The 24,633-nt window shown below is 71.6% G+C and carries 22 protein-coding genes and 6 tRNA genes; 18 read left to right on the top strand and 10 right to left on the bottom strand.

Annotated features, from left to right (window positions below; translation table 11 throughout):
- Positions 1–248 precede the first annotated feature (248 nt).
- Entirely contained in the window at positions 249–923 is a 675-nt protein-coding gene (locus tag J8N05_RS40035; RefSeq protein WP_247706880.1) for a lysophospholipid acyltransferase family protein, read from the bottom strand.
- A 468-nt stretch (positions 924–1,391) separates the two neighbouring features.
- Between J8N05_RS40035 and J8N05_RS40030 the strand changes: the two genes are divergently transcribed.
- The 3 genes from J8N05_RS40030 to J8N05_RS40020 all read left to right on the top strand — a co-directional run bounded on the left by J8N05_RS40030 (position 1,392) and on the right by J8N05_RS40020 (position 3,788).
- Positions 1,392–2,594: a glycerophosphodiester phosphodiesterase gene (locus tag J8N05_RS40030; RefSeq protein WP_210891944.1), complete on the top strand. Its 1,203-nt coding sequence runs from the start codon at positions 1,392–1,394 to the stop codon at positions 2,592–2,594.
- 137 nt (positions 2,595–2,731) lie between these two features.
- Entirely contained in the window at positions 2,732–3,238 is a 507-nt protein-coding gene (locus tag J8N05_RS40025; protein ID WP_210891943.1) for a sigma-70 family RNA polymerase sigma factor, read from the top strand.
- A gap of 46 nt (positions 3,239–3,284) precedes the next feature.
- A complete protein-coding gene (locus J8N05_RS40020; RefSeq protein ID WP_210891942.1) occupies positions 3,285–3,788 on the top strand; it encodes a GNAT family N-acetyltransferase in 504 nt (167 codons plus the stop codon).
- Positions 3,789–3,860: 72 nt separating this feature from the next.
- On the opposite strand, the gene J8N05_RS40015 is transcribed toward J8N05_RS40020, so the two are convergent.
- Both J8N05_RS40015 and J8N05_RS40010 read right to left on the bottom strand, forming a co-directional pair.
- Complete coding sequence (locus J8N05_RS40015; RefSeq protein ID WP_210894163.1) at positions 3,861–4,226, bottom strand: hypothetical protein; 366 nt, start codon at positions 4,224–4,226, stop codon at positions 3,861–3,863.
- A 100-nt stretch (positions 4,227–4,326) separates the two neighbouring features.
- Positions 4,327–4,686: a hypothetical protein gene (locus tag J8N05_RS40010; protein ID WP_210891941.1), complete on the bottom strand. Its 360-nt coding sequence runs from the start codon at positions 4,684–4,686 to the stop codon at positions 4,327–4,329.
- Between the two features lie 69 nt (positions 4,687–4,755).
- On the opposite strand from J8N05_RS40010, the gene J8N05_RS40005 reads away from it, so the two are divergent.
- From J8N05_RS40005 to J8N05_RS39960, 10 genes are all read left to right on the top strand, one after another.
- A complete protein-coding gene (locus tag J8N05_RS40005; RefSeq protein ID WP_210891940.1) occupies positions 4,756–5,403 on the top strand; it encodes an HAD family hydrolase in 648 nt (215 codons plus the stop codon).
- A 389-nt stretch (positions 5,404–5,792) separates the two neighbouring features.
- Entirely contained in the window at positions 5,793–6,836 is a 1,044-nt protein-coding gene (locus tag J8N05_RS40000) for a methionine ABC transporter ATP-binding protein (protein WP_210891939.1), read from the top strand.
- On the top strand, positions 6,833–7,666 hold the full coding sequence (locus J8N05_RS39995) for a methionine ABC transporter permease (protein ID WP_210891936.1): 834 nt from the start codon (positions 6,833–6,835) through the stop codon (positions 7,664–7,666). The genes J8N05_RS40000 and J8N05_RS39995 overlap by 4 nt, the downstream gene beginning before the upstream one ends.
- A gap of 165 nt (positions 7,667–7,831) precedes the next feature.
- A complete protein-coding gene (locus J8N05_RS39990) occupies positions 7,832–8,659 on the top strand; it encodes a MetQ/NlpA family ABC transporter substrate-binding protein (protein WP_210891934.1) in 828 nt (275 codons plus the stop codon).
- A 62-nt stretch (positions 8,660–8,721) separates the two neighbouring features.
- Positions 8,722–9,555 (top strand): MetQ/NlpA family ABC transporter substrate-binding protein, encoded by an 834-nt coding sequence (locus J8N05_RS39985; protein ID WP_210891932.1) that lies wholly within the window; start codon positions 8,722–8,724, stop codon positions 9,553–9,555.
- Positions 9,556–9,709: 154 nt separating this feature from the next.
- The gene (locus tag J8N05_RS39980; RefSeq protein ID WP_210891930.1) at positions 9,710–10,348 is read left to right on the top strand and encodes a GNAT family N-acetyltransferase; all 639 of its coding nucleotides are present in this window, start codon (positions 9,710–9,712) and stop codon (positions 10,346–10,348) included.
- Positions 10,349–10,513: 165 nt separating this feature from the next.
- Positions 10,514–11,722, top strand: a complete 1,209-nt coding sequence (cbiE, locus tag J8N05_RS39975) for a precorrin-6y C5,15-methyltransferase (decarboxylating) subunit CbiE (RefSeq protein ID WP_210891928.1) — start codon at positions 10,514–10,516, stop codon at positions 11,720–11,722.
- 450 nt (positions 11,723–12,172) lie between these two features.
- Positions 12,173–16,099 carry a nicotinate-nucleotide--dimethylbenzimidazole phosphoribosyltransferase gene (gene cobT / locus J8N05_RS39970; RefSeq protein ID WP_210891926.1) on the top strand — a complete coding sequence of 1,309 codons (3,927 nt, stop codon included), beginning with the start codon at positions 12,173–12,175 and terminating at the stop codon, positions 16,097–16,099.
- A 241-nt stretch (positions 16,100–16,340) separates the two neighbouring features.
- Positions 16,341–17,609: a uroporphyrinogen-III C-methyltransferase gene (gene cobA, locus J8N05_RS39965; protein ID WP_210891924.1), complete on the top strand. Its 1,269-nt coding sequence runs from the start codon at positions 16,341–16,343 to the stop codon at positions 17,607–17,609.
- Positions 17,610–17,673: 64 nt separating this feature from the next.
- Entirely contained in the window at positions 17,674–18,492 is an 819-nt protein-coding gene (locus tag J8N05_RS39960) for a TrmH family RNA methyltransferase (RefSeq protein ID WP_210891922.1), read from the top strand.
- A gap of 272 nt (positions 18,493–18,764) precedes the next feature.
- On the opposite strand, the gene J8N05_RS39955 is transcribed toward J8N05_RS39960, so the two are convergent.
- On the bottom strand, positions 18,765–20,132 hold the full coding sequence (locus tag J8N05_RS39955; RefSeq protein WP_210894161.1) for a serine/threonine-protein kinase: 1,368 nt from the start codon (positions 20,130–20,132) through the stop codon (positions 18,765–18,767).
- A gap of 196 nt (positions 20,133–20,328) precedes the next feature.
- Here J8N05_RS39955 and J8N05_RS39950 point away from each other — a divergent pair, with 196 nt between their 5' ends.
- The 4 genes from J8N05_RS39950 (at position 20,329) to J8N05_RS39935 (ending at position 22,643) form a co-directional block, all read left to right on the top strand.
- Positions 20,329–20,595, top strand: coding sequence for a hypothetical protein (locus J8N05_RS39950; protein WP_055511046.1), 267 nt, complete (start codon positions 20,329–20,331; stop codon positions 20,593–20,595).
- A 240-nt stretch (positions 20,596–20,835) separates the two neighbouring features.
- Complete coding sequence (locus tag J8N05_RS39945; RefSeq protein WP_210891920.1) at positions 20,836–21,045, top strand: hypothetical protein; 210 nt, start codon at positions 20,836–20,838, stop codon at positions 21,043–21,045.
- 279 nt (positions 21,046–21,324) lie between these two features.
- Complete coding sequence (locus tag J8N05_RS39940; protein ID WP_210891918.1) at positions 21,325–22,272, top strand: aminoglycoside phosphotransferase family protein; 948 nt, start codon at positions 21,325–21,327, stop codon at positions 22,270–22,272.
- 74 nt (positions 22,273–22,346) lie between these two features.
- Positions 22,347–22,643, top strand: coding sequence for a TFIIB-type zinc ribbon-containing protein (locus tag J8N05_RS39935; RefSeq protein WP_189772683.1), 297 nt, complete (start codon positions 22,347–22,349; stop codon positions 22,641–22,643).
- A gap of 100 nt (positions 22,644–22,743) precedes the next feature.
- Here the strand turns inward: J8N05_RS39935 and J8N05_RS39930 are convergent.
- From J8N05_RS39930 to J8N05_RS39905, 6 genes are all read right to left on the bottom strand, one after another.
- Positions 22,744–22,818 (bottom strand) — tRNA-Val (locus J8N05_RS39930).
- A 23-nt stretch (positions 22,819–22,841) separates the two neighbouring features.
- A tRNA-Val gene (locus tag J8N05_RS39925) sits at positions 22,842–22,910 on the bottom strand.
- A 76-nt stretch (positions 22,911–22,986) separates the two neighbouring features.
- Positions 22,987–23,058: transfer RNA gene (locus tag J8N05_RS39920), tRNA-Val, on the bottom strand.
- A 23-nt stretch (positions 23,059–23,081) separates the two neighbouring features.
- Positions 23,082–23,153, bottom strand: a tRNA-Val gene (locus J8N05_RS39915).
- Between the two features lies 1 nt (position 23,154).
- Positions 23,155–23,228, bottom strand: a tRNA-Cys gene (locus J8N05_RS39910).
- Between the two features lie 39 nt (positions 23,229–23,267).
- Positions 23,268–23,340: transfer RNA gene (locus J8N05_RS39905), tRNA-Gly, on the bottom strand.
- 156 nt (positions 23,341–23,496) lie between these two features.
- On the opposite strand from J8N05_RS39905, the gene J8N05_RS39900 reads away from it, so the two are divergent.
- Complete coding sequence (locus J8N05_RS39900; protein ID WP_210891916.1) at positions 23,497–24,603, top strand: chorismate-binding protein; 1,107 nt, start codon at positions 23,497–23,499, stop codon at positions 24,601–24,603.
- The last annotated feature ends 30 nt before the right edge of the window (positions 24,604–24,633 follow it).

Raw genomic sequence — 24,633 nt, 5'->3', positions numbered from 1 at the left:
CGGACCACGACAGACGCGCCGCTCCGAGCCCCGCAGGGGCCGCGGGGAACCACGTATGACCCGCACGGCGCGACGGCCTGTCACCCTCGCAAGGGGCGCGGGGAACGGCGCGGCCAACCACATACAACCCGCAGCGTGCCACCGGCCGTCACCCCCGCAAGGGGCGCGGGGAACTGCGCGACCAGCCCAGGACGGCCCGCACCCGAAAAGCCGACGACCACGACCACCCGGTCAAAAAACCAGCGGAGCTACGCCGCTTCCTTCGCCTTCGTGGCGTACATGTCCACATACTCCTGCCCGGACAACCGCATGACCTCGGCCATCACGGAGTCCGTCACGGCCCGCAGAACATAACGGTCCCGATCCATCCCCTCGTACCGCGAGAACTCCATCGCCTCGCCGAACCGGACGGTGACCCGCCCCGGCCGGGGGAACCCCGCACCACCGGGCTGGATCTTGTCCGTGCCGATGATGGCGAACGGCACCACGGGCGCCCCGGTCATCAGCGCGAGCCGCGCGATACCGGTGCGGCCCCGGTAGAGCCGCCCGTCGGGGGACCGCGTGCCCTCGGGGTAGATGCTGAAGACCTTGCCCTCCTCCAGCACCCGACGCCCCGTCATCAGCGCCGCGACACCGCCGCGTCCGCCGTCCCGGTCGACCGGGATCATGCCGCAGCCGGTGAAGAACCACGCCATCAGCCGCCCCTTGAGGCCCTTGCCGGTGACGTACTCGTCCTTGCCGATGAAGAAGACCTGACGGTCGCAGAACAGCGGCATGATCATCGAGTCGATGAACGTGAGATGGTTGCCGGCCAGGATGACCGGTCCCGTGCCCGGGATGCGCTCCGCACCTTCCACCCGTGGGCGGAACATCAGGCGCATGATCGGTCCGAGCACTGCCTTGATGAGCACGAAGCGGGACAACGGGCCCTCCGGTATCAAGAGGTGGGTGACAAGTCTGTGTGGGTTTCAAGTCTGTGCAGGTGAGGACGATACTCGCGCGCGCCGGGGTCTTGCACATCGGGTTCACCGACTGGATACGCACTGTTGACCCTTGTTTACCTGGTGTGGCGTCGTGTCACACGGCTGTCATCCGGACGAGACGGTGTGACGAAATCCGCACGAGTTAGCCCTCATGGGGCAGGTTCCCACCCACGGCTCCCCAAACTTCTGCTTGCCGCGTCCCTGCCTCTCCTCTTCGGCCCGTCCGGCGTTCGAGGACGAGCGCGCAAGCGCGACAGGGGAGTCTGGGGGCGCAGCCCCCAGGGACAGTGGCAGGAAGACACCCACCGTCACCCACGTGTTCCGTCCAAGGTCTCCCACCCGTCACCGCGCCCCACCTACGATCGGTCCCGCTTTGACAGGTGCAGGGCAGTATGCGGAGGAGCGCTCATGGGCACGCAGGGGACGCAGGACACGCAGGACTCGAACGAGGGCCGTACCGGGGGCACCCCGGGCCGGCGCGCACTGCTCGGGGCCGCGGTCCTCGGCGCCGGCGGAGCGGTCCTCGGACTGCCGGGTACGGCGAGAGCCGGCGAGAAGCACGGGAACGGCGGTCACAACGGCGGCTACAAGAGCCTGCCCAAGCCCACGATCATCGGACACCGCGGAGCCAGTGGCTACCGCCCGGAGCACACGCTCGGCTCGTACCAGCTCGCCCTCGACATGGGCGCGCACATCATCGAGGCCGGCGACCTGGTGCCGACCAAGGACGGCCACCTCGTCTGCCGCCACGAGCCCGAGATCGGCGGTACGACGGACGTCGCCGCGCACCCCGAGTTCGCGGACCGCAAGGCCACCAAGCTCCTCGACGGGGTCTCCACGACCGGCTGGTTCACCGAGGACTTCACGCTCGCCGAGCTGAAGACCCTCCGCGCCAAGGAGCGCGTCCCGGCCAACCGCCCGCACAACACGCTCTACGACGGCCGCTGGGAGATCCCCACCTTCGAAGAGGTGCTGCGCTGGCGCGAGGAGCAGAGCAGGAAGCTCGGCCGGCAGGTCTGGATCTACCCCGAGCTGAAGCACCCCACCTACTTCCGCAAGCTGGGCCTCGGCCTGGAGGAGCGGGTCGCCAAGGTGCTGCGCAGGCACGGCCTGGACAAGAAGAACTCGCCGGTCATCCTCCAGTCCTTCGAGCCGACCAGCATCCGGCGCATGGACAAGCTGGTGGACAACCCGCTGGCCGTGCTCCTGTCCGCCGCGAACACCCGCCCCTGGGACTTCGTGGAGACGGGCGACCCGCGTACGGTCGCCGACCTGGTCAAGCCGGCGGGCCTGAAGTGGATCGCCTCCTACGCGCAGGGCATCGGACCGACCCTCGACCTGATCATCCCGAAGGACGCGAGCGGCAACCTCACCACCCCGACCACCCTGGTCCGGGACGCGCACGCCGAGGGCCTGGTTCTGCACCCGTACACGATGCGCAACGAGAACCCCTTCCTGCCCACGAACTTCCGCAAGGGCACCGACGCGGACGCCTACGGTGACGCCTTCGGCGCGTTCGCCACGTACCTCGCCACCGGCATCGACGGCGTCTTCACCGACAGCCCGGACACCGGCCTCCTCGCCCGCGAGGACTTCCTCAAGAAGAACTGACCCGGAACCGGTCGAGAGCTGATCCAGAACCGATCCGTCCGCCCTCCCGGTCGTCAACGACCGCGCCCGCGGACCCGGTCGGGTGACGTACGGCCGTCCCGGCAACCTCGCGCCGGGGCGGCCGCGTCGTGCCGCATATGACCCACGACATGCTCGACACACTGCGCCCCCTGCTCGTCGCCGAGGCCTCCGCCGAGGCATATGCCTCCGGAACCGAGTCCAGCGACCTGGAACAGGACGTCTGGGTGCGCCTCCTGGAACGCCTCGGCACGGACGGCCCGCCCGCCGATCCCGCCGCCTGGCTGCGCGTCGCCGTCCGCACCGAGGCCCGGCGCGCCGGGCGCACCGCGAACCTCGAACGGCCGTACGCGTCCGAGCCCGCCGACGACAGCCGGCCGGGCCCCGAGCAGCTGGCGCTCAGCGCCGCCCGGCGCCGCGCCCTGCACTCCGCCGTACGCCGGCTGCCGGGCCGCTGCCCGCGCCTCATGGCGGCTCTGCTGTCCCCGAAAGACCTCACGTACCGGGAGATCGCAGGGGAGTTGGGTATCTCACAGGGCAGTCTCGGTCCGGATCGTTCCAGATGTCTGAGTTGTCTGCGCCGAATGCTCACATCGGAGGTTGCGGCGCATGAACGGCGGGGATAGGAGTGAGGGACAACCGGCGGAACAGGTGAGCGGGAGGCATGCACACATGGGCATGAGCGTGACCGTCTCGGCGGCGACCGAACAGGACGCCGAACAGATCCTCAAACTGCAGTTCCTCTGCTACCAGAGCGAGGCCGAGCTGTACGGCGACTACAGCATCGAGCCCCTCACCCAGCCGCTGGACTCCCTCAAGGCGGAGCTCACGGAAGGCACGGTCCTGGTGGCCCGGCTCGGCGACGAGGTGGTGGCCTCGGTGCGCGGCTCCGTGGGCGCGGATGGCACGGCCCGGATCGACAAGCTGATCGTGCATCCGCGGATGCAGCGGCACGGGCTGGGCGGTCGGCTGCTCGACGCGATCGAGTCGCGGCTCGCGGCGGACGCCGGGGCGAAGAGCTTCCAGCTCTTCACCGGGCATCGCAGTGACCGCAATCTGCGGCTGTACCGGAAGCACGGGTACGAGCCGGTGGCGACCGAGCGGGTCGATGAGCGGCTCAGTCTGGTGACCTTGGCGAAGGATGTGCGGGCCAGCGCGTTCGTGGCCAGCGCGTAGCGCTGTTCTTCGCCTGCCGGCCGGTGGGAGTCTGCGGGTCCGTCGTGGCCGGGCGCGCAGTTCCCCGCGCCCCTACGGGGCCATGCGTGACTTGCGCAGCCAGTACATCGCCGTGATCGGGAGCAGGACCGGGATGAACAGATAGCCCATTCCGTAGTCCGACCAGACCGTGGCGTCGGGGAAGGCGGAGGGGTCGGCCAGTGTCCAGGTGCCGACGATCAGGACGCCCGCGAGTTCGGCGGCGCAGCACACCAGCGCCGCCCTGCGCGCCCGCTCGCCGCCGCGTACGAGCGAGTAGGTGATGAAGCCGTACACGAGGCCGGCCACCGCCGACAGCGAGTAGGCGAGCGGTGCCTTGTCGAACTCCGTCGCGATCTGGACGACCGAGCGCGACACGGCCCCGACGACCATCACCCCGTACAGCCAGACCAGCAGCATGCCGGGGCCGCCGATCAGCCGCGTGCGGCCGGGCTTCCCGGGCTGCTCGGGTGTTCCGGGCTCCTCGGGCGCTCCGGGATTCTCGGCGGGCACCGCCATCTCAGCCTCCCCAGATGTCGTAGAGCCGTACCTGCAGCACGGCGAGGACCACGCCGCCCGCCGCGACCGTGATCGAACCCCAGCGGGTGCGCTCCGCCAGCGACATGAAGCCCGCCGCCGGGATGCACGCGAAGGCGCCGATCAGATAGGACACGAAGATCGTCGTGCCCTGCTCCGGCTTCTCGCCGCGGGCCAGCTGGACGATGCCGACCACCAGCTGGGCGAGGGTGAGGAGCGTCACCACGGCCATGCCGATGAAGTGCCAGTCCTTGGTTGGCTGGTCCCGGTAGGCGGCCCAGCCGCACCAGGCGGCGAGCGCGAGCGCGGCGACGGCCGTCGCGACCGTCAGGGCATCAAGCATGCCGCGACCCTATTACGGGCCAAAAGGCCTGATGCGCTCGCCCCCGGGGTGCCCCGTAGGGTCGAGGGCATGAAGATCCAAGCCGATGCCCTGCTGTTCGACAACGACGGAACACTCGTCTCGTCCCTCGATTCGGTGTACCGATGCTGGAGCAGGTGGGCCGCGGAGTACGGGATCACCGCCGAGGAGTTCGCCCGGGTCGAGCTGCACGGCCGCCCGGCCGTCGAGATAGCCGCCGACCTGCTGCCCGCCGCCAGGGTTCCCGAGGCCGTCGTGCGCATCGAGCAGCTGGAGGTGGAGGACGTCCCGGGCGGCGTGCACCTGCTGCCCGGGACGAAGGCACTCCTCGACTCGCTGCCCGCCGACCGCTGGGCCGTCGTCACCTCCGCCACCCGGCGGCTGGGCGAGGCCCGTCTCGCCGAGGTCGGCATCCGCCCGAAGAACCTGGTCGCCGCCGACGACATCACGCGCGGCAAGCCCGACCCCGAGCCGTTCCTGCTCGCCGCCCGGCGGCTCGGCGTGGACCCGGCCCGCTGTGTCGTCTTCGAGGACGCGCCCGCGGGTCTCCAGTCGGGCCGCGCGGCCGGCATGACCACCGTGGCATTGACCACAACGCACCGCGCCGACGAGCTGACCGCGGATGTCGTGGTCGAGGACCTCTCGGCCGTGTCAGCACTGGTCACCGACGAGGGAGTGGAGCTCTCCGTCAGGCACTGAGAGGCGTCCGAGAGGTGTCCACCGCTGTCCGTGATGCGGACAGCGGTTCCCTGTACCGCGCAAAGATCTGCTTTACTTTTCTCATGACCACGACGAGCAGCCGCATCCTTGCGACCGAGGCGACCATGACGCCCGGTGCTCGCTGTATGTGTCGAATGTGCGCCTTCTAGAGGGCCCCCGCACCGCCCCCAGCCTCGCGCCCCGAAGCGAGTCCGCTCACGTCTGCCCGTACGCCCTTTTCGTACGCGACTGAGCCTGCCCCGCGCACGCAGTTCTGCCGAAGCCCGGTTCCCCACGCCACCGCGTGAACGACCGTGCCGCGTTCGACCGGAATGCACCCGTGCCCGGCGCACACCCACGCCCCGCACTCGACAGTGATGGAAACCCCAGTGATCACGACAACAGGCCTGACCAAGGTCTACCGCTCGCGCGGCCGAGAGGTCACCGCCCTGGACGGCGTCGATCTGCATGTCCGCGAAGGCGAGGTGTACGGCGTCATCGGACAGTCCGGCGCCGGCAAGTCCTCCCTCATCCGCTGCGTCAACCTGCTGGAACGCCCCACCGCCGGCACCGTGAGCGTCGCCGGACAGGACCTCACGGCCCTCGCCGGGCGCGGCCCGCGCGCGGGCAGGGAACTGCGGCAGGCGCGCAGCCGTATCGGCATGGTCTTCCAGCACTTCAACCTGCTGTCGACGCGGACCGTCCAGGACAACGTCGAGCTGCCGCTGGAGATCCTCGGAAAGTCGGGCAAGGAGCGGTCCCGCAAGGCGCTGGAACTGCTCGACCTGGTCGGTCTCACCGACAAGGCCAAGTCCTACCCGGCCCAGCTCTCCGGCGGCCAGAAGCAGCGCGTCGGCATCGCCCGCGCCCTGGCGGGGGACCCCAAGGTGCTCCTGTCGGACGAGGCGACCAGCGCCCTGGACCCCGAGACGACCCGCTCCATCCTCCACCTGCTGCGCGACCTGAACCGCCAGCTGGGTCTGACCGTCCTGCTCATCACGCACGAGATGGACGTCGTCAAGACCGTCTGCGACTCGGCCGCGCTCATGGAGAACGGGCAGATCGTCGAGTCCGGCACCGTCACCGAGCTGCTCGCCACCCCGGGCTCCGAACTGGCCGCCGCGCTCTTCCCGGTCAGCGGCGACGCCTCGGGCGACGACCGCACGGTCATCGACGTCACCTTCCACGGCGACGCCGCGACCCGGCCGGTCATCTCGCAGCTCTCGCGCACGTACAACATCGACATCTCGATCCTCGGCGCCGCGATGGACACCGTCGCGGGCCGGCAGGTCGGCCGGATGCGCATCGAACTCCCCGGGCGGTACGAGGACAACGTCGTGCCGATCGGCTTCCTGCGCGAGCAGGGACTGCAGATCGAGCTCGTCGGAGAAGCGGCCCTGGCGTCCGCGCTGGTGAAGGAAGGTGCCAAGTGACCTGGTCCGAGATGCAGCCGCTGCTGGAGCAGGCGTGTTGGGACACCCTCTACATGGTCGGCTGGTCGACGGTCATCGCCGTCGTCGGCGGTCTGCCGCTGGGCATCCTGCTGGTCCTCACCGACCGGGGCGGCCTGCTGCAGAACACCGTGCTGAACAAGGTCATCGGGCAGGTCGTGAACATCGCCCGCTCGATGCCGTTCATCATCCTGATGGTCGCGCTGATGGGCTTCACCCGGTCGATCACCGGCACCACGATCGGCCGTGAGGCCGCCATCGTGCCGCTCGCGATCGGTGCGATCCCGTTCTTCGCGCGCCTGGTCGAGACGGCTGTCCGCGAAGTGGACGGCGGGCTCGTCGAGGCCGTGCAGTCGATGGGCGGCAACACCTGGACCGTCGTGCGCAAGGTGCTCGTCCCCGAGTCGCTCCCGTCGCTGATCTCCAGCACCACCACGACGATCGTCGCCCTCATCGGCTACTCCGCGATGGCTGGCACCGTCGGCGCGGGCGGCCTCGGAGACATCGCCATCCGCTACGGCTACCAGCGCTTCGAGACCGAACTGATGTGGATCACCGTGGCGGTTCTCGCCGTGGTCATCTCCCTCATCCAGTTCGTCGGCGACTACGCCGCGCGGGGGCTGCACCGGCGCGGCGGCCGGTCCGGTGCCGAGCCGCGGCTCAGGCTGCTGAGGAGCAGGGCCGCGGTGAACTCCGGTTCCCGGGCGACCGATGGCACCGGCACCGAGGCCGACTCCGACTCCGGCTCCGGTCCCGCGGACGCGGGCACCTCCGCCGACACGCCCGCGGCCGACGTGCACAAGGTCGCCTGAGAACCCGAAGCCTCCGGACCTCCGGGGGACCTCCGAGGCCCGGAGACCTCCGCACAGCCACATCACCGCGTACGGCACACACCCGTACGCGTCCCCACCCACACCCGCAGACGTCCCCGCACACCCTTCGCGGGGTCACCCAGCCCAAATGGAAAGGCACTTTTCGTGCGTAACGCCGTAAAGCTCACCACCGCCGTCCTCGCCGCCGGAGCCCTCACCCTGGGCCTCACGGCCTGCGGCTCGGACAAGGACGACGCCTCCGACACGAGCGGGCCGCTGATCGTGGCCGCCAGCCCCGTGCCCCACGCCGAGATCCTGAACTACGTGAAGGACAACCTCGCGAAGGACGCGGGACTCGACCTCCAGGTCAAGGAGTTCACGGACTACGTCCTGCCGAACACCGCGACCGAGGACGGCTCGGTCGGCGCCAACTACTTCCAGAACCAGCCCTACCTCGACGACTTCAACAAGAAGAACGGCACCCACATCGTGCCCGTCGTCACGGTCCACCTGGAGCCGCTCGGCCTCTACTCCAACAAGATCAAGAAGGCCGACGAGCTGAAGAGCGGCGCGACCGTCGCCGTCCCGAACGACACGGTCAACGAGGCGCGGGCGCTCAAGCTCCTCGACGCCAACGGGATCATCACGCTCAAGGACGGCGCGGGCAACGACGCGACCCCCAAGGACATCGCGAAGAACCCGAAGAACCTCAAGTTCAAGGAGCTGGAGGCGGCCCAGACCCCGCGCTCCCTGGACGACGTCGACGCGGCGGTCATCAACGGCAACTACGCCATCGAGTCCGACCTCAAGCCCTCCGAGGACGCCCTCGTGCTGGAGTCCGCCGACGACAACCCGTACGGCAACTTCCTCGCCGTCAAGGAGGGCAACGAGGACGACCCGCGCGTCAAGAAGCTCGCCAAGCTGCTGACCTCCGCCGAGGTCAAGAAGTTCATCGAGGACAAGTACGCCGGTTCCGTCATCGCGTCCTTCTGACCGACCGCTCCGCACCGTCCGGGCCACCCGGACCACCGAACCACCTGAGGAAGGCGCCGACGATGCGCAAGCCCGTCATCTCCGCGGCCGTCGCCGCACTGGCCCTCGGCCTGACCCTGACCGCCTGCGGGTCGAAGGACGAGGGCTCCGGCGGCGGAGGTGACGGCGGCGCGCTGATCGTCGGCGCCACCGCGGTCCCGGCCGGCGAGGTCCTCGCGTACATCGAGAAGGACCTCGCCGCGAAGAACGGACTCGACCTGGAGATCAAGGAGTTCACGGACTACGTCCTGCCGAACACCGCGCTCCAGGAGGGCTCCCTCGACGCGAACCTGTACCAGAACGAGCCGTTCCTGGACGACTTCAACAAGTCCAAGGGCACCGACCTGGTCCCGGTCGTGGACGCGTACCTGCCGCCCATGGGCGTGTACTCGAAGAAGGTCCAGGACGTCGCCGACCTCCCCGACGGAGTCACCGTCGCGGTGCCCAGCGACATCACCAACGAGGGCCGCGCCCTGAAACTCCTCGCCTCCGAGGGCGTCATCACGCTCAAGGCGGGGGCCGGTACGACCGCGTCCCCGGGCGACATCGTGAAGAACCCGAAGAACCTGAAGTTCAAGGAGCTCGAACCGGCGCAGCTGCCGCGCTCCCTGGACGACGTGGCCGCCGCGGTCATCAACAACAACTACGCCCAGGACGCGGGCCTCAGCCCGGCCGACGACGCCATCCTGCTGGAGTCCGCGAAGAACAACCCGTACGCGAACCTCCTCGCCGTGAAGAAGGGCAACGAGGACGACCCGCGCGTCGAGAAGCTCGCCGAGCTCCTGACCTCCGACGAGGTGCGGAAGTTCATCCAGGACAAGTACAAGGGATCGGTGCTACCCGTCACTTCCGGGTGATGCCGAAACCCCGGCCGTCCCCGGGCCGTTCCGGCCGTGCCACGGTGTCGACTCGTCGACAAGGAGCCGACTCCGTGGTGCAGTTCGGTGCCTGCATGCTGCATGCTGGGCAGTTCAGCAGGCCCGACGGTCCCTGATGGTTACGGAGCGGCGCATGACGAACACCTTCCCCGACATCTCCCTGAACACGGAGCGGTTGGTGCTGCGCCCTCTTGAGGACGAGGACATCCCGGCCTTCACGGAGATGATGAACGACGAACAGGTCGCGGCCTGGACGTCCGTGCCACAGCCCTTCACCGAGGCCGCCGCCCGCAGGTGGATCGACGAGTACGCGCCCGCCGAGCGCACCTCGGGCCGCGGACTCGACCTCGTCGTGACGGAGTTCCTGACCCAGCGTCTGGTCGGGATCATCCAGCTCACACACACGAATTGGCATGTCCGCTCCACGGAGCTCTCGTACATCACCGCCCCCTGGGCCCGTGGCGAGGGCTACGCCTCCGAGGCGGCGCTCGCCACCGCCCAGTGGCTCTTCAACGACCAGAAGTTCGAGCGGATCGAACTGCGCACGGCGGCGGACAACACCGCCTCCCAGCAGGTCGCACAGAAGATCGGCTGCATCAGCGAGGGAGTCCTGCGGGGCGCCTGCATAGCGCGCACCCGCACCGAGGACGGGCGCTGGGAGGACCTGCGCACCGACTTCATCGTGTGGGGCCTGCTTCCCGAGGACATCGAGGGCATCGCCGAGCAACTCGCCGACACCGGTGGTTTCACCGCGTACTCCGACTGGAACTGAACCGGAAGCGGCCCCGGCCTCGGCCAGCACCCCCTCCGAGACCGCCGCGGAGACCCCCACCGACACCCCCGGACGTCACGAGGTACGCTCACGGGGCTCCGGGCGCCTGCCCGGCGGCCCGCCGCCCATCCGACGACCTGCGATGACTCCAGGAGACTGACAACGATGGCCGACCGGGTCACGGTGATCGGGTGCGACGGTTCGCCGCTGACGGACGCGGCGCGCTCGGCTCTCGGCGCCGCCACACTCGTGGCGGGCGCGGCACAGCACCTGGCCCTCCCCGAGGTGCCCCGGGGCGCCGAACGCATCCGGCTCGGCAGCGTCGCCCTCGCGGCCCGCCGCATCACCGCCCACCGCGGCACGGCCGTCGTCCTCGCCGACGGCGACCCCGGCTTCTTCGGAGTCGTACGCACCCTGCGCGACCCCGAGTTCGGCCTGGAGGTCGAGGTCGTCCCCGCGGTTTCGTCCGTGGCCGCCGCCTTCGCCCGCGCCGGGATGCCCTGGGACGACGCACAGGTGGTCGTCGCACACAGGCGGACCCTGCGACGCGCGGTGAATATGTGCCGCGCCCACACCAAGGTCGCCGTCCTCACCTCGCCCGGCGCCGGACCCGCCGAACTCGGACTGCTCCTCGAAGGGGTCCACCGCACCTTCGTCATCTGCGAGGAGCTCGGCACCGAGCGCGAGCGCGTCACGATGCTCACCTCCGACAAGGTCGCCGACCACACCTGGCGCGACCCGAACGTCGTCATCGTCATGGGCGGCCCGGTCACCTCCTCCGAGGGCGGCGGCTGGATCGCCGGCCGCGACCCGGGCACCGGCCCGCGCGGCTGGGCGCTGCCCGACGAGACGTACGGCGACGAACTGGGGGAGGGCGAGACCGAGATCCTGCGCGCCGCCCAACTCGCCCGCCTCGGGCCGCGGACCGGCGACCTCGTCTGGGACATCGGCTCGGGCAGCGGCGCCTTCGCCACGGAGGCCGCGCGCTGCGGCGCCGCCGTCATCGCCGTCGACCGCGACGCGGACGCCTGCGCCCGCACGATGGCCACCGCCCGCCGGTTCGGCGTCCAGCTCCAGATCACGCACGGCACCGCCCCGCACATCCTGGAGAACCTCCCCGAGCCGGACGTCGTGCGTGTCGGGGGCGGCGGCGCCGCGGTGGTCTCCGCCGTCGCCGACCGGCGCCCCGAGCGGATCGTCACGCACGCCTCCACCCGCGACGCCGCCGAACTCATCGGCCGCGACCTGACCGAGCACGGTTACCGGGTCGAGTGCGCCCTTCTGCAGTCCGTCGAACTGGACACCCGCGCGTGGACGGAGAAGGAGCGGAGTGTGGTGTTCCTGCTCTCGGGGGAGCTGGAACGCCGGCCGTAGCTCCGCCGGGGAGTCGTCTGCCGGTACGTCGTGGCCGGCCGCGCCCCGCGGCGGAGCCGCACAATGTCACAGCCCCGCGCCCCTTCGAGGCGCTGGCTGATCGTCGTCCTGTGATCCTGTTGTCGTACTGCGCGCGGTAGGCTGGCCGATCGTTGTACTGCAATCGGGTTGTCCGGTATTTCGCCGGTCAATGCCCGCGAAACGCACCCATTTTGAGGGGCGTGTGGTACGGCAGAACCGGAGGACGCGCAAAGTGGCGCAGTCCACAGCGGGCCGTGACGGATCACCCTGTCGCGGTGGCGGGCCGACCGCGACAATGCCAGTTAATGGCTTTGTCGACCGGTCGTTCGTGCCGCCCGGCCCGTGTGCTCGTTCTCATGACGGGCGGTCGGTGCGCCGCCCCGGACGAGCAGGTCGTAGGAGCACTAAACCGATGGGCGAGGGGTACGCATGACCGACACCGGCCAGGTCCCGGGCGAGGGACTGCCGGAGAACGCAGGCATGGTGGAGCAGCCGGGCGTCCCCGCCCCCGGTGCGTACACCTACCTCTCCGAGCCCACCGCCGAAGACGAAGACCTGCTGCTGCCGGGCGCCCAGGGTGCGTGGGGCAACGAAGTGGCCCCGCCGACCCCGGCGCCGGTCGTCGAGGCCGTCCACGAGCCGGGTCCGCACGAGACGTCGGGCCGTGACAGCGGTTCGGTCGACCTCAGTGCCGTCCGGATGTCGTCCTCCGCGCCGCAGCCGCCCGTCGCCCGCCGCCCGCTGCACCTCGGCCCGCCGACCCCGGACGGCGCGGGCAGCCCGGTGCGTTCGCTCGCCGACCGCGGTCCGGCGGGGGCCCGTGCCGCCGCGTTCCCCGTACGGCAGGCCGCTCCGGTCGTGGCCGGTCCCGAGTACCTCGACGCGCCGCGTGACGAGATCGCCCTGCAGGGCGCGTCTCCCTGGGGCGCCCGGGCTCAGGTCCAGGTCGCGCCGCCGGTGGCACAGGTCGTTTCCGAGGGGACGCCTGCAGAAACGGTCTTGCCGGAGGGCGCGGGGGCGTACGCGGGCGCCCCGGTGACCGCCGGGATCGCGCCGGTCGCCCAGGCGCCCGACGCGCAGACGCCGGACGTGGGGGCCGGGCCGTCGCTCGCCGGGGGCCAGGAGGCTCCCGCTCCGCAGGAGCAGGCCGTCGAGGCTCCGGTGGCGGAGCCGGCGCCCGAGGTCCCGCAGGTCCAGGCGCAGGATGCCTCGGGCGCCGACCCGGTGCACGAGGCGCCGCCCGCACCGTCCGTCGTGGAGCCCGCCGAGGCCGGTGCGCACGATCCGGCAGTGGCCGCCGCGCCGGTTCCGGAGACCCCCCAGGTTCCTGAACAGGCCGCCGAGGAGGCGTACGAGCCTCCGCAGCCGGAACCGGTCCAGCCTCCGGTCCCTGACCAGCCGACCGGCGTCGCACAGCCCGCGGAAGCCGTTCCGGCGCCGGAAGCCGTCCAGTTCCCGGAGCCGGTCCTGGTGCAGGACTACGCGCAGGCCCCGCAGCTCGCCGACGGTTCGCTGTTCCCGCAGGCTCCGGAAGAGGGCCACGGACCCGAGTACGCCCAGGCGCTCCCCGACTTCCCGCAGGCCCCGCAGCCCGCGCCCTTCCCGGCCGCACCCGCCGCCGTCCACTTCGCCCACCCCTCGGACGAGGAGGCCGGACCGTACGCGGCCGAGGCCCCCGCCGGCCCCGCGGCCGACGACGTGACGCAGCACCCCGAGCACGCGGCACCGGTCCCGCAGGCCCAGGACACGGCCGTCCCCTTCGCGGAGGCGGGCCCGCAGGCCGTCGTCCAGGAGCCGCAGCCGCAGCCGGGCGAGGCCGAGCCCGTCGTCGCCGAGGCTGTCCAGGACCAGGACGCCGCCGGGGCCCGGGAGTTCGCCGCGCCCGGCGAGCCCGGGGTGCCCGCGGAGGCCGGAGAGCCCGTGGTCGGCGCCGACCCGGGCGTCGGTGCTCCCGGAACGGCACAGCAGGCGCTCCCCGACCTCACCGCGCACCCCGAGGCACCCACGGCACCCGCCGACCAGGCCCTCGGGGACGACTCGCGGGGCGAGGGGGCACTGCTCCAGGGCGACCTCCAGTCGGCGCCGGAGCAGCCAGCCGACCAGGCCGCCGAGGCCGGAGAGATCGGACAGGCCGGAGAGATCGACCAGGCCGTCCCGGCCGCCCAGGTCGGACAGTTCGTTCCGGTCGAGGGCACGGTCCCGACCACCCCGCACCTGGCCCCCACCCCGCCGCACGGCATGACGGTGGCGCCCCTCCCCGAGGAGCCGGCCGAGCGGACCGCCGAAGAGGCGACGGCCCCGCCCGCGGCGCCCGCCGAGCAGCTCACGCCGGAGCCCGCGCCGAAGCCCGTGGCCGAACCCGCCCCGGAACCGGCACTCGCGCCGGTGCCCGCGGCAGGGCCCGACACCGCGTCCGAGGACGAGCCGGACGACGAGCCGATCCTCGTCCTGCCGGCCCCCCGGGAGCCCGTGCCGACCCCCGAGACCGGCACGCTCCCCGTGCCCGGGGCCGCGGACGACAGCCCCGAACCCGTAGTCGCACAGCAGGCGGAAGACCTGGACACCCGGGCCGCCGACCAGGAAGAGAGCACGGCCGTCGTGGCCCAGACACATGAGTCCACCGGCCCGGCCGCGCCCGGCTACGACGACGCCGAGCGCGAGGCCGTCCTGCGCGTGATGCGCGAGCGCCGCGACATCCGCAACGGCTTTCGCAGCGACCCCATCCCGCACGACGTGCTGCTCCGCGTCCTGGAGGCGGCCCACACGGCGCCCTCCGTCGGCCACTCGCAGCCCTGGGACTTCGTCGTCATCCGCTCGGCGGAGACCCGGCGTTCGATGCACGAATTGGCCGCGCGCCAGCGGGAGGCGTACGCCAAGTCGCTCCCCAAGGGCCGCGCGAAGCAGTTCAAGGAACTGAAGATCGAGGCCATCCTCGACACCCCGGTGAACATCGTCGTCACCGCCGACCCGACCCGGGGCGGCCGCCACACGCTGGGCCGCCACACCCAGCCGCAGATGGCCCCGTACTCCTCGGCGCTCGCCGTCGAGAACCTGTGGCTCGCGGCCCGTGCCGAGGGCCTCGGCGTGGGCTGGGTCAGCTTCTTCGACGAGCGCGAGATGGTCCGCGGCCTCGGCCTGCCCGAGCACCTTGAGGTCGTCGCCTACCTCTGCGTCGGATACGTCGACGAGTTCCCGGACGAGCCCGAGCTGATGCAGTCGGGCTGGTCCAAGCGCCGCCCGCTGTCCTGGGTGGTCCACGAGGAGACGTACGGCCGGCGCGCCCTGCCCGGCGAGGAGCCGCACGACCTGCTCGCCGAGACCATCACCAACATCCGGCCGCTGGACGCCAAGGCGCTCGGCGAGGCCTGGGAGCGCCAGAAGCGCATGACCAAGCCGGCCGGGGCCCTCGGCATGCTGGAGATCATCTCCGCGCAGCTCTCCGGGCTCTCCCGGATGTGCCCGCCGCCCATCCCGGAACCGGCCGCCGTCGCGATCTTCGCGGGCGACCACGGCGTACACGCCCAGGGCGTCACCCCGTGGCCGCAGGAGGTCACGGGCCAGATGGTGGCCAACATCCTCGGCGGCGGCGCGGTCTGCAACGCCTTCGCCGCCCAGGTCGGCGCCGAGGTCTGCGTCGTCGACGTGGGCGTGGCCTCCGACCTGCCCGCGACGCCCGGCCTGCTGCCGCGCAAGGTCCGGGCGGGCACGGCCGACATGACGACCGGTCCCGCGCTGACCCGCGAGGAGGTCAGGTCGGCCATCGAGGTGGGCATCGAGACCGCCCGCGACCTGGTGGCGGCCGGGAACAAGGCACTGATCACGGGCGAGATGGGCATCGCCAACACCACGGCGTCCGCCGCCCTGATCTCCGTCTACACCGGCAGCGACCCGGCCGAGGTCACCGGCCGCGGCACCGGCATCAACGACGAGACCCTGGCCCGCAAGACCGAGGTCGTCCGCCGCGCCCTGGAACTCCACCAGCCGGACCCGGCCGACCCGATCGGCGTCCTGGCTGCCATCGGCGGTCTGGAGCACGCCGCGATGGTGGGCCTCCTCCTCGGCGGCGCGTCCCTGCGAACGCCGGTGATCCTGGACGGTGTCAGCGCCGGTGCCGCCGCACTGGTGGCCCGCGCGATCGCCCCCGAGGTGCTCGCGGCCTGCATCGCCGGCCACCGCAGCGCCGAGCCCGGCCACGTGGCCGCCCTCAACAAGCTGGGCCTGCGCCCCCTGGTGGACCTCGACCTCCGCCTCGGCGAGGGCACGGGCGCCCTCCTGGCCCTCCCGGTGGTCCAGAGCGCGGCCAGGGCGATGCACGAGGTGGCGACGTTCGACTCGGCGGGTGTCACGGAGAAGTAGGCGTTCGTGTTCGTGGGCAGGCGTTCCGCACGGCGGAACGGGTGGGCACGAACACGAACCGACCCGCACATGCAGGGGGCCCGGGGGAGGAGCCCCCGGTTTCGGGAAGGGGCGGGCCAGGGGAAAGAACCCCCACCCGCCCCGAGCCCCCACCACCCGGCCCCATAAAATCCGCACGTCAGGCCCGCTCCACCGCCGCAGCGCGCCCCCGCATCACCCCCGCATGAGGAGCCGCACCTCCATGGCCGAAAACCCCGCCTACCCCGTAGGCCTCCGCCTCGCCGGCCGCCGTGTCGTGGTCCTCGGCGGCGGCCAGGTGGCCCAGCGCCGCCTCCCGGCCCTCATCGCGGCGGGCGCGGACATCCAGCTCGTGTCCCCGTCCGCGACCCCCTCGGTCGAGGCGATGGCGGACGCCGGCGAACTGACCTGGACCAGGCGCCGGTACGAGTCGGGCGACCTCGCCGAATCCTGGTACGTCCTGATCGCCACCCCCGACTCCGCGGCGAACGCCGAGGCCTCCGCCGAGGCCGAGGCCCGCCGCGTGTGGTGCGTCCGCGCGGACGACGCCGACGAGGCCACCGCCTGGACCCCGGCGACGGGCCACAGCGAGGGCGTCACGGTGGCCGTCCTGACCACGGACGCCAAGGGCCGCGACCCCCGCCACACCGCGGCCATCCGCGACGCGGTGGTCGAAGGGCTGCGCGACGGCACCCTCGTGGCACCCCACCACCGCACCCGCACGCCCGGCGTCTCCCTGGTCGGCGGCGGACCCGGCGACCCGGACCTGATCACGGTCCGCGGCCGCCGTCTCCTCGCCGAGGCGGACGTGGTCATCGCCGACCGCCTCGGCCCGCGCGACCTGCTCGCCGAACTTCCGCCGCACGTCGAGGTGATCGACGCGGCGAAGATCCCGTACGGGCGCTTCATGGCCCAGGAGGCCATCAACAACGCGCTCATCGAGCACGCCCTGCAGGGCAAGTCGGTGGTACGGCTCAAGGGCGGCGACCCCTTCGTCTTCGGCCGCGGCATGGAGGAGGCCCAGGCGCTGGCCGAGGCGGGCATCTCCTGCACGGTCGTCCCGGGCATCTCCAGTTCGATCTCCGTGCCGGGCGCGGCGGGCATCCCGGTCACGCACCGCGGAGTCGCCCACGAGTTCACGGTTGTGAGTGGTCATGTGGCCCCCGAGGACGAACGCTCCCTGGTCGACTGGGCGGCGCTCGCCAAGCTCCGCGGCACCCTGGTCGTCCTGATGGGCGTGGACAAGATCGGCGCGATCGCCCGTACCCTCATCGAGAACGGCAAGGCGCCCGGCACCCCCGTGGCACTCGTCCAGGAGGGCACGACCGCGGCGCAGCGCCGCGTCGACGCGACCCTGGCGACGGTCGGCGAGACCGTCCGGGCCGAGGAGGTACGGCCGCCGGCGGTCATCGTCATCGGGGAGGTCGTGACCGTGGGGGCGGACGGCTCGTTCGAGACGTCCGACGGGACCTCCGACGGGACATCTGAGTAACCCCGGGTAACACAACCCGTTCCAAGCCGTTGGCACCGCACCCAGGACAAGGCAGTATCACCCTGTGGCCGATCTCATCACCGTTGAGGACCCAGCCGACCCGCGCCTGCGTGACTACACAGGCCTGACCGACGTGGAGCTGCGCCGCAAGCGCGAACCGGCCGAGGGCCTGTTCATCGCCGAGGGCGAGAAGGTCATCAGAAGGGCCAAGGACGCCGGCTACGAGATGCGCTCGATGCTGCTGTCCGCCAAGTGGGTCGACGTCATGCGCGACGTCATCGACGAACTCCCGGCGCCGGTGTACGCGGTCAGCCCCGACCTCGCCGAACAGGTCACCGGCTACCACGTGCACCGCGGCGCGCTCGCCTCCATGCAGCGCAAACCGCTGCCGACCCCCGACGAACTGCTCCGCACGGCCCGCCGGGTCGTCGTCATGGAGTCGGTCAACGACCACACCAACATCGGCGCGATCTTCCGCTCGGCCGCCGCCCTCGGGATGGACGCGGTCCTGCTCTCACCGGACTGCGCGGACCCGCTGTACCGGCGTTCGGTGAAGGTCTCCATGGGCGCGGTCTTCGCCGTGCCGTACGCACGCCTCGACTCCTGGCCCAAGGGTCTCGACTCGGTCCGCGAGGCGGGCTTCGGCCTCCTCGCACTCACCCCGGACGAAAAGGCCAAGACCCTCGACGAGGTGGCCCCGCACCGCATGGACCGGGTCGCCCTGATGCTCGGCGCGGAGGGCGACGGCCTCTCCACCCAGGCCCTGGTGGCAGCGGACGAATGGGTCCGCATCCCCATGGCCCACGGAGTCGACTCCCTGAACGTAGGAGCGGCAGCGGCGGTGGCGTTCTACGCGGTAGCAACGGGCAGACCGACCCCGTAACCCGAACGCCCCGCTGCCTGGACCGCCCCGACAGGGGCGCCCCGTAGGGGGCGCGGGGAACGGCGCGACCAGCCACCACGCACCCGCACTGGACGAACAAGATCTGGGTGCCGGATATGACGCCGGGCGACAGATGGCCCCGTAAGGGGCGCGGGGAACGGCGCGCTCAGCCACGACGCACCCGCGGACGACGACCAACGCCCACCCGCCCCGCAGGGGGCGCGGGGAACGGCGCGACAAGCCACAACACACCCGCACCCGACGAAGAACACCTACCCGCCGAGTCCGACCCCACCCCGCTGGAACGCCTGTTCCTGCCACGCGCCCCCGCCCGAGGGAGCCCGCTCAAGCCCCCGAGCAGGCCCCTGACACCCCTGCGCCGCAGCAATGGCCAACGCCACGAGCAACGTCACCACCACAAAAACGAACAGCCGCTGCCGCAACAGCCGGGGATTCGCCGGCCGCCGCCCGGTCCCGGTGGTCCGGGGCCCGGTCCTTGGCCCACCCCGACCGGCCCCACTCCGCGGCGCCCCGTTCCGCCCACCGGCCTGCCCGGCCCGGCTCCCGGACTGCCCGGTCCTGCTCCCGGAACCAGAGCCGGAGCCGGACCCGGACCGCGCCGAACCACCCCGCGAGGGAGCCGGCGGCCGTGCCCCCGACCGCGACGACGAACCGCCACGCGACCCGGAAGACCCCTGCGTACGCCGCTGCGTCCGCTGCTCCGGATAGTCGTCGTAATCGTCGGCGAGCCGCCCGGTGGGCCGGTCGGCCTCCGCCGCACGGGGAGCGGGCGGCCGGGCCTCGCCCATGCCCTGCGCCTCCCGCGCCGCGATCTCCTTCAGCCGCAACGACAACTGCAGCGTGCTGGGCCGCTCCTCGGGATCCTTGGCCAGACAGGCACGCACGAGAGGGGCCAGCGCGTCGGGCACGCCGTGCAGTTGCGGCTCCTCGTGCACCACCCGGTAGAGCATCACTTCGGAACTGCCATGCCCGAAGGGCGAATCCTGCGTCGCGGCGTACGCCAGCGTCGCGCCGAGCGCGAAGACATCCGTGGCCGGTGTGACCGCCGCCCCCCGCACCTGCTCCGGCGCGAGGAACCCGGGCGACCCCACGGCCGTACCCACGTGCGTGAGCGTGCTCGCCCCGGTCGCCCAGGCGATACCGAAGTCGATGATGCGCGGCCCCTTCGGGGACAGCAGGATGTTCGACGGCTTGAGGTCCCGGTGGACGACACCGGCCTCGTGCACGGCGACGAGCCCCTCGGAGAGGGCGGCGCCGACGGCCGCGACCTCGGACGCGAAGAGCGGCCCGTCCTCGGCGACCTTGTCGTGCAGCGAGGGCCCGGGAACGTACTGCGTCGCGAACCAGGGCCGCTCGGCCTCCAGATCCGCGGCGACGAGCCGCGCGGTGCACCCGCCCCTGATCCGCCGCGCCGCCGACACCTCGCGGGCGAAGCGCGACCTGAACTCCTGGTCCTCCGCGAGGTCGGGCCGGATCACCTTCAGCGCGACCCGCTGGCCCCGCCTGTCGGAGCCCAGATAGACAACGCCCATCCCGCCCGCGCCGAGCCGTCGGTGAAGCCTGAACGAGCCGACGACACGCGGGTCCTCGCGCCTCAGGCGCATCATCGCCATGTCCATCCCCGCTGCCCGGTCCGTTTGACGAGCCACAGCTTACGTTTCCGCGGCCGGGTGCGTGCAGAGGCCGCGCCCTCGCGGCCCGACCGATTGTCAGTGCCGGGTGGGAAACTTGAGAGGTGGTCAGGGGACGGGGGACCGCGGCGGCGTTGAGCTGCGCGGATTCCCAACCATCGCTCGCAGAAGGGGGATTGGGCCCGTGAAGGGTGATCGCGTGGAGATAGTGGTCGACGCGGGGGACACGACCCGTACGTACGAGGTGGTGGCCAGCCGGGCGGGCCGTCGGGTGGAGACGGCGGTCCGCAGAGGGGTGGTCGAAGTGAGCGAAGTCACCAGGAGTGGATCAGTCGTCCGCACGGCCCGCTTCATGGCCACCCGGGTGCTCGCACTCGTCGAACAACCGGTCCCGAGGGAGGACAGCTCGGAACAGACCGGACGCCCCCTCCGGGAAACCCCCGAGACCTAGGACCTCTTCTCCACCCAGGGGAGTACTCCGCAGGTCACCGCTCATCCTCCGGGAGGCCCGGCAATAGGTACGAGGGCATGACGACCCGCACGCCCCTCCCGCCTAGATTTGTTGTCAAGCGGCGGGTGGCAGCACTCGTCCCCCGAGGTCAGACACCCGCCGCTGCCAGATATCGGACGTCCGACCTCGTCGGAGGTCGCACACCGGAAGCTTTTCAACAGAACGGTCAGGAGAGGGACCATGGCTGACACGGCATCGCGGACCATGATCCGCGCACAGGGACGCAGGGCGTACACCGCCGCGTTCGGGCCCAGCCGGTCCGGTCGGCGCCACCCCTTGGTGGCGACGGCCATGGTTCTCCCTCTGGCCACCCTGCTCGTAGTCGTCTTCGGCGGCTGGGAGGCAGTGGTCACACAGGCGTCGTCCGTGGGCGTGATGCTGGGGCGCTGAGCGGCGCCCCAGGCCCGGAAGAGCGGTCCGGGCGGGGACATCCGGCCATGAAACCCCGTGGGGACGGGGGTGCGGCGGACGGCAAAAGATGCGGGCGCAGCTGGGGAGCTGCGCCCGCATTGCTTTGCCTGCGTACGCTCCTGGGAGCCTGTGGCCCCGCCCGAGCGGGACGCCCCGCCCACGCGGGACGGCACCGGACGAGACCGGACGGCACCAGACGCACCGGACGCACCGGCCGCACCGGACGGGGCCGGGACGTACGACTTGAGGGGGACCCGAGTGACCGCAGAGGTGCTGCCCGCGCTCAGCGCGAAGGTGCGGGCCGCCGCCCATCCGGCGGCGGAGGTGTGCGTGTGCGGCACGGACACCTCCGTGCTGGCCGACCGGCCCGACGGCACGGTCGTCCGGCACGGCGGCACGGTGGCGAAGGCGCACGCCGTCGGCACCGACCCCACGGAGCTCGCGACGCGGCTGGCCGTTGCCGCGCACCCCGCGCTCGACGGCATCCTCCTGCCGCCGCACGGACCGGGCACGACCGAGCTGGACGGCAGGCCGGTCACCTTCTGGTCCTACGGCACTCCCGTGGACCGCGACGACCCGGACGCCGCCCCCTGGGAGGAGGCCGCGACCCTTCTCGCACGGCTGCATCTGACCCCGGACTCCGTGCTCCCGCCCGGCCTGCCTCCCATGCGCGGCCCGGCGAAGGCGGCCCGCGCGGTCGCCCGGCTCCGGGCGGCGGGACCGCACCCGGCGGCCACCCCCGTACTGCGCGCCTGGGCCGTCCTGCCCGCCTGGGCGCGGGACGAGGCCCCGATGCCGGACCTGGGCACGCTGTGCCACGGCGACCTCCACCTGGGCCAGCTGGTGCGGTCGGGGAGCGGCGACTGGCTGCTCATCGACATCGACGACCTGGGCCGCGGCGATCCCGCCTGGGACCTGGCGCGCCCCGCGGCCTGGTTCGCCTGCGGGCTCCTGGCGCCCGACGAGTGGACCCGCTTCCTCACCGCGTACCGCAAGGCCGGGGGCACGGCCGTCCCGGCGGACAGCGACCCCTGGCCGGCCCTCGACGTCCCGGCCCGCGCCCTGAGCGTGCAGACCGCGGCCCAGGCGATCGCCAAGTCGGTCGCGGCCGGGCGCCCGTTGGACGAGGTCGAGACGTCCGTGATCGACGCATGTGACCGAATGGCAGCGCACCCACCGGAGTTGGCGGGAGACTACGCGACGTAGGGTGCAACCGACCGCAGCCGGACAGAGTCTGTCCTGGCGGAAGCAGTACCGACAGGCGAGGAGTTGAGCCGAGCATGCAGTGTCCGAAGTGCCACGCGCCGATGCACACGTACAACCGCAATGGTGTCCAGATCGAGCAGTGCAGCGGCTGCCGCGGGATCTTTCTCGACTACGGCGAGCTGGAGTCGCTGACCCGCCTGGAAGGCCAGTGGTCGCAGCCCGGCCCGCCACCCCCGGGCGCCCCGCAGGCCTATCCGTCCGCCCCCGCACCTGCCTGGGGCGCTCCGCAGCACGGCGGTCATGGCGGGCACGGCGGCCACTACGGCCACAAGCGTCAGAAGGGCTTCGGCCACATGCTCTTCTCCTCCTGACCTTCTCCTTCTGACCGCTCGCGACCGGCCTTGACCGGTCCTGACCGGCGTCGAGGAACGACGAAGCCCCCGACCGTACGAGACGGCCGGGGGCTTCGGCTGGTGCGCGATACTGGGATTGAACCAGTGACCTCTTCCGTGTCAGGGAAGCGCTCTCCCGCTGAGCTAATCGCGCGGGGATCCGGCGAACCGGATCAGTGGACGATACTGGGATTGAACCAGTGACCTCTTCCGTGTCAGGGAAGCGCTCTCCCGCTGAGCTAATCGCGCGGGTGGGACCTGCTGGTGATGCGTACCGCTCATGTACTGCGTACTGCTCGTACTCCGTACTGCCTGTAGTGCGTGCGCGATACTGGGATTGAACCAGTGACCTCTTCCGTGTCAGGGAAGCGCTCTCCCGCTGAGCTAATCGCGCGGGGATCCGGCGAACCGGATCAGTGGACGATACTGGGATTGAACCAGTGACCTCTTCCGTGTCAGGGAAGCGCTCTCCCGCTGAGCTAATCGTCCTTGGAGGTGGAGACGGGATTTGAACCCGTGTAGACGGCTTTGCAGGCCGTTGCCTCGCCTCTCGGCCACTCCACCAGGAGTGCGGGGGGTCGGGAAGATCCCCCACTTCCTGCGAGCGGACGACCAGGTTCGAACTGGCGACCTCAACCTTGGCAAGGTTGCGCTCTACCAACTGAGCTACGTCCGCTTGTCGTTTCCGGTCGGCTCTCGCGTCCCGGCGACGTGTTGAACTCTAGCGGATACCGGGGCCAGCACAAAAACGCGTTTGCGCAGCGTGCTGCGTTACGCCCGCTCCAGGACACGGCCGAGGCACCCGCAGGTCACCCACCATAGACTCACGGTTGTGCACGACCTCCCAGCTCTCGCCCGCTTCGGCGGCCTCGTCGCGACCGGCCTCGTCGATGTCACCGACGACCCCGCGGCACTCGACTCCAGTGGCTTCTGGGCCGTCAGTGCCGACTTCGAGGGCCGCGTGGTCTGTGCCCGTTTCGCGGACGTACGGCCCGAGGCCGTACCGGCGCCGGTGCCCGGGAGGTGGACGGGACCCGCCGCCGGCGACTGGACGTCGTCGCTCGACCGCGCCGCGTACACGGCGGGTGTACGCCGCATACGGGAGCTCATCGCGACCGGCGAGGTGTACCAGGCGAACCTCTGCCGGGTCCTGTCCGCGCCCATCGCCCCGGACGCCGACGTGGACGCGCTGACCGCCCTGCTGGCCCGCGGCAACCCGGCACCGTACGCCGGAACGATTCGGCTGCCGGGGCACGGGGTCGAGATAGCCACCGCGTCCCCCGAACTCTTCCTGCGCCGCACCGGCCGTGTCGTCGAGTCGGGTCCGATCAAGGGGACCGGACGCACCGAGGCGGACCTCCTCGAAAAGGACCACGCCGAGAACGTGATGATCGTGGACCTGGTCCGCAACGACCTCGGCCGGGTGTGCGCCACGGGCAGCGTGACCGTCCCCGACCTGTGTGTCGTCGAGAAGCACCCGGGCCTCGTCCACCTCGTCTCCACCGTCCGCGGCGAACTGCCCGAGGACGTGGGCTGGCCCGAGCTGCTGGGCGCGGCCTTCCCGCCCGGATCCGTCACCGGCGCCCCCAAGTCCAGCGCCCTGCGGATCATCGAAGAACTGGAGACGGCTCCCCGCGGGCCGTACTGCGGCGGCATCGGCTGGGTCGACGCCGACCGCGGCACCGGGGAACTGGCCGTCGGGATCCGCACCTTCTGGATCGACCGGGCCGAGGGCGTGCTGCGTTTCGGCTCCGGCGCGGGCATCACCTGGGGCTCGGATCCCCTGCGCGAGTGGGAGGAGACCGAGCTGAAGGCCGCCCGGCTGCTCGCTGTAGCGTCGGGGGAGTACGCAGGGGCGTACGACGCGGGTGAGGCGGGTGGGTTCACGTCCGCGCCGGGCCCCGGAGCCTCCGGCCGGAAGAGCACGTCGGGCCGGTGACTCGGCACGTTCACGTCGTTCTCGTGAGGT

It is taken from the genome of Streptomyces liliiviolaceus, from assembly GCF_018070025.1.
Taxonomy (GTDB): Bacteria; Actinomycetota; Actinomycetes; order Streptomycetales; family Streptomycetaceae; genus Streptomyces; species Streptomyces liliiviolaceus.
Note: the sequence above shows the minus strand (reverse complement) of the source record. Positions and strands in the feature narration are given on the sequence as shown.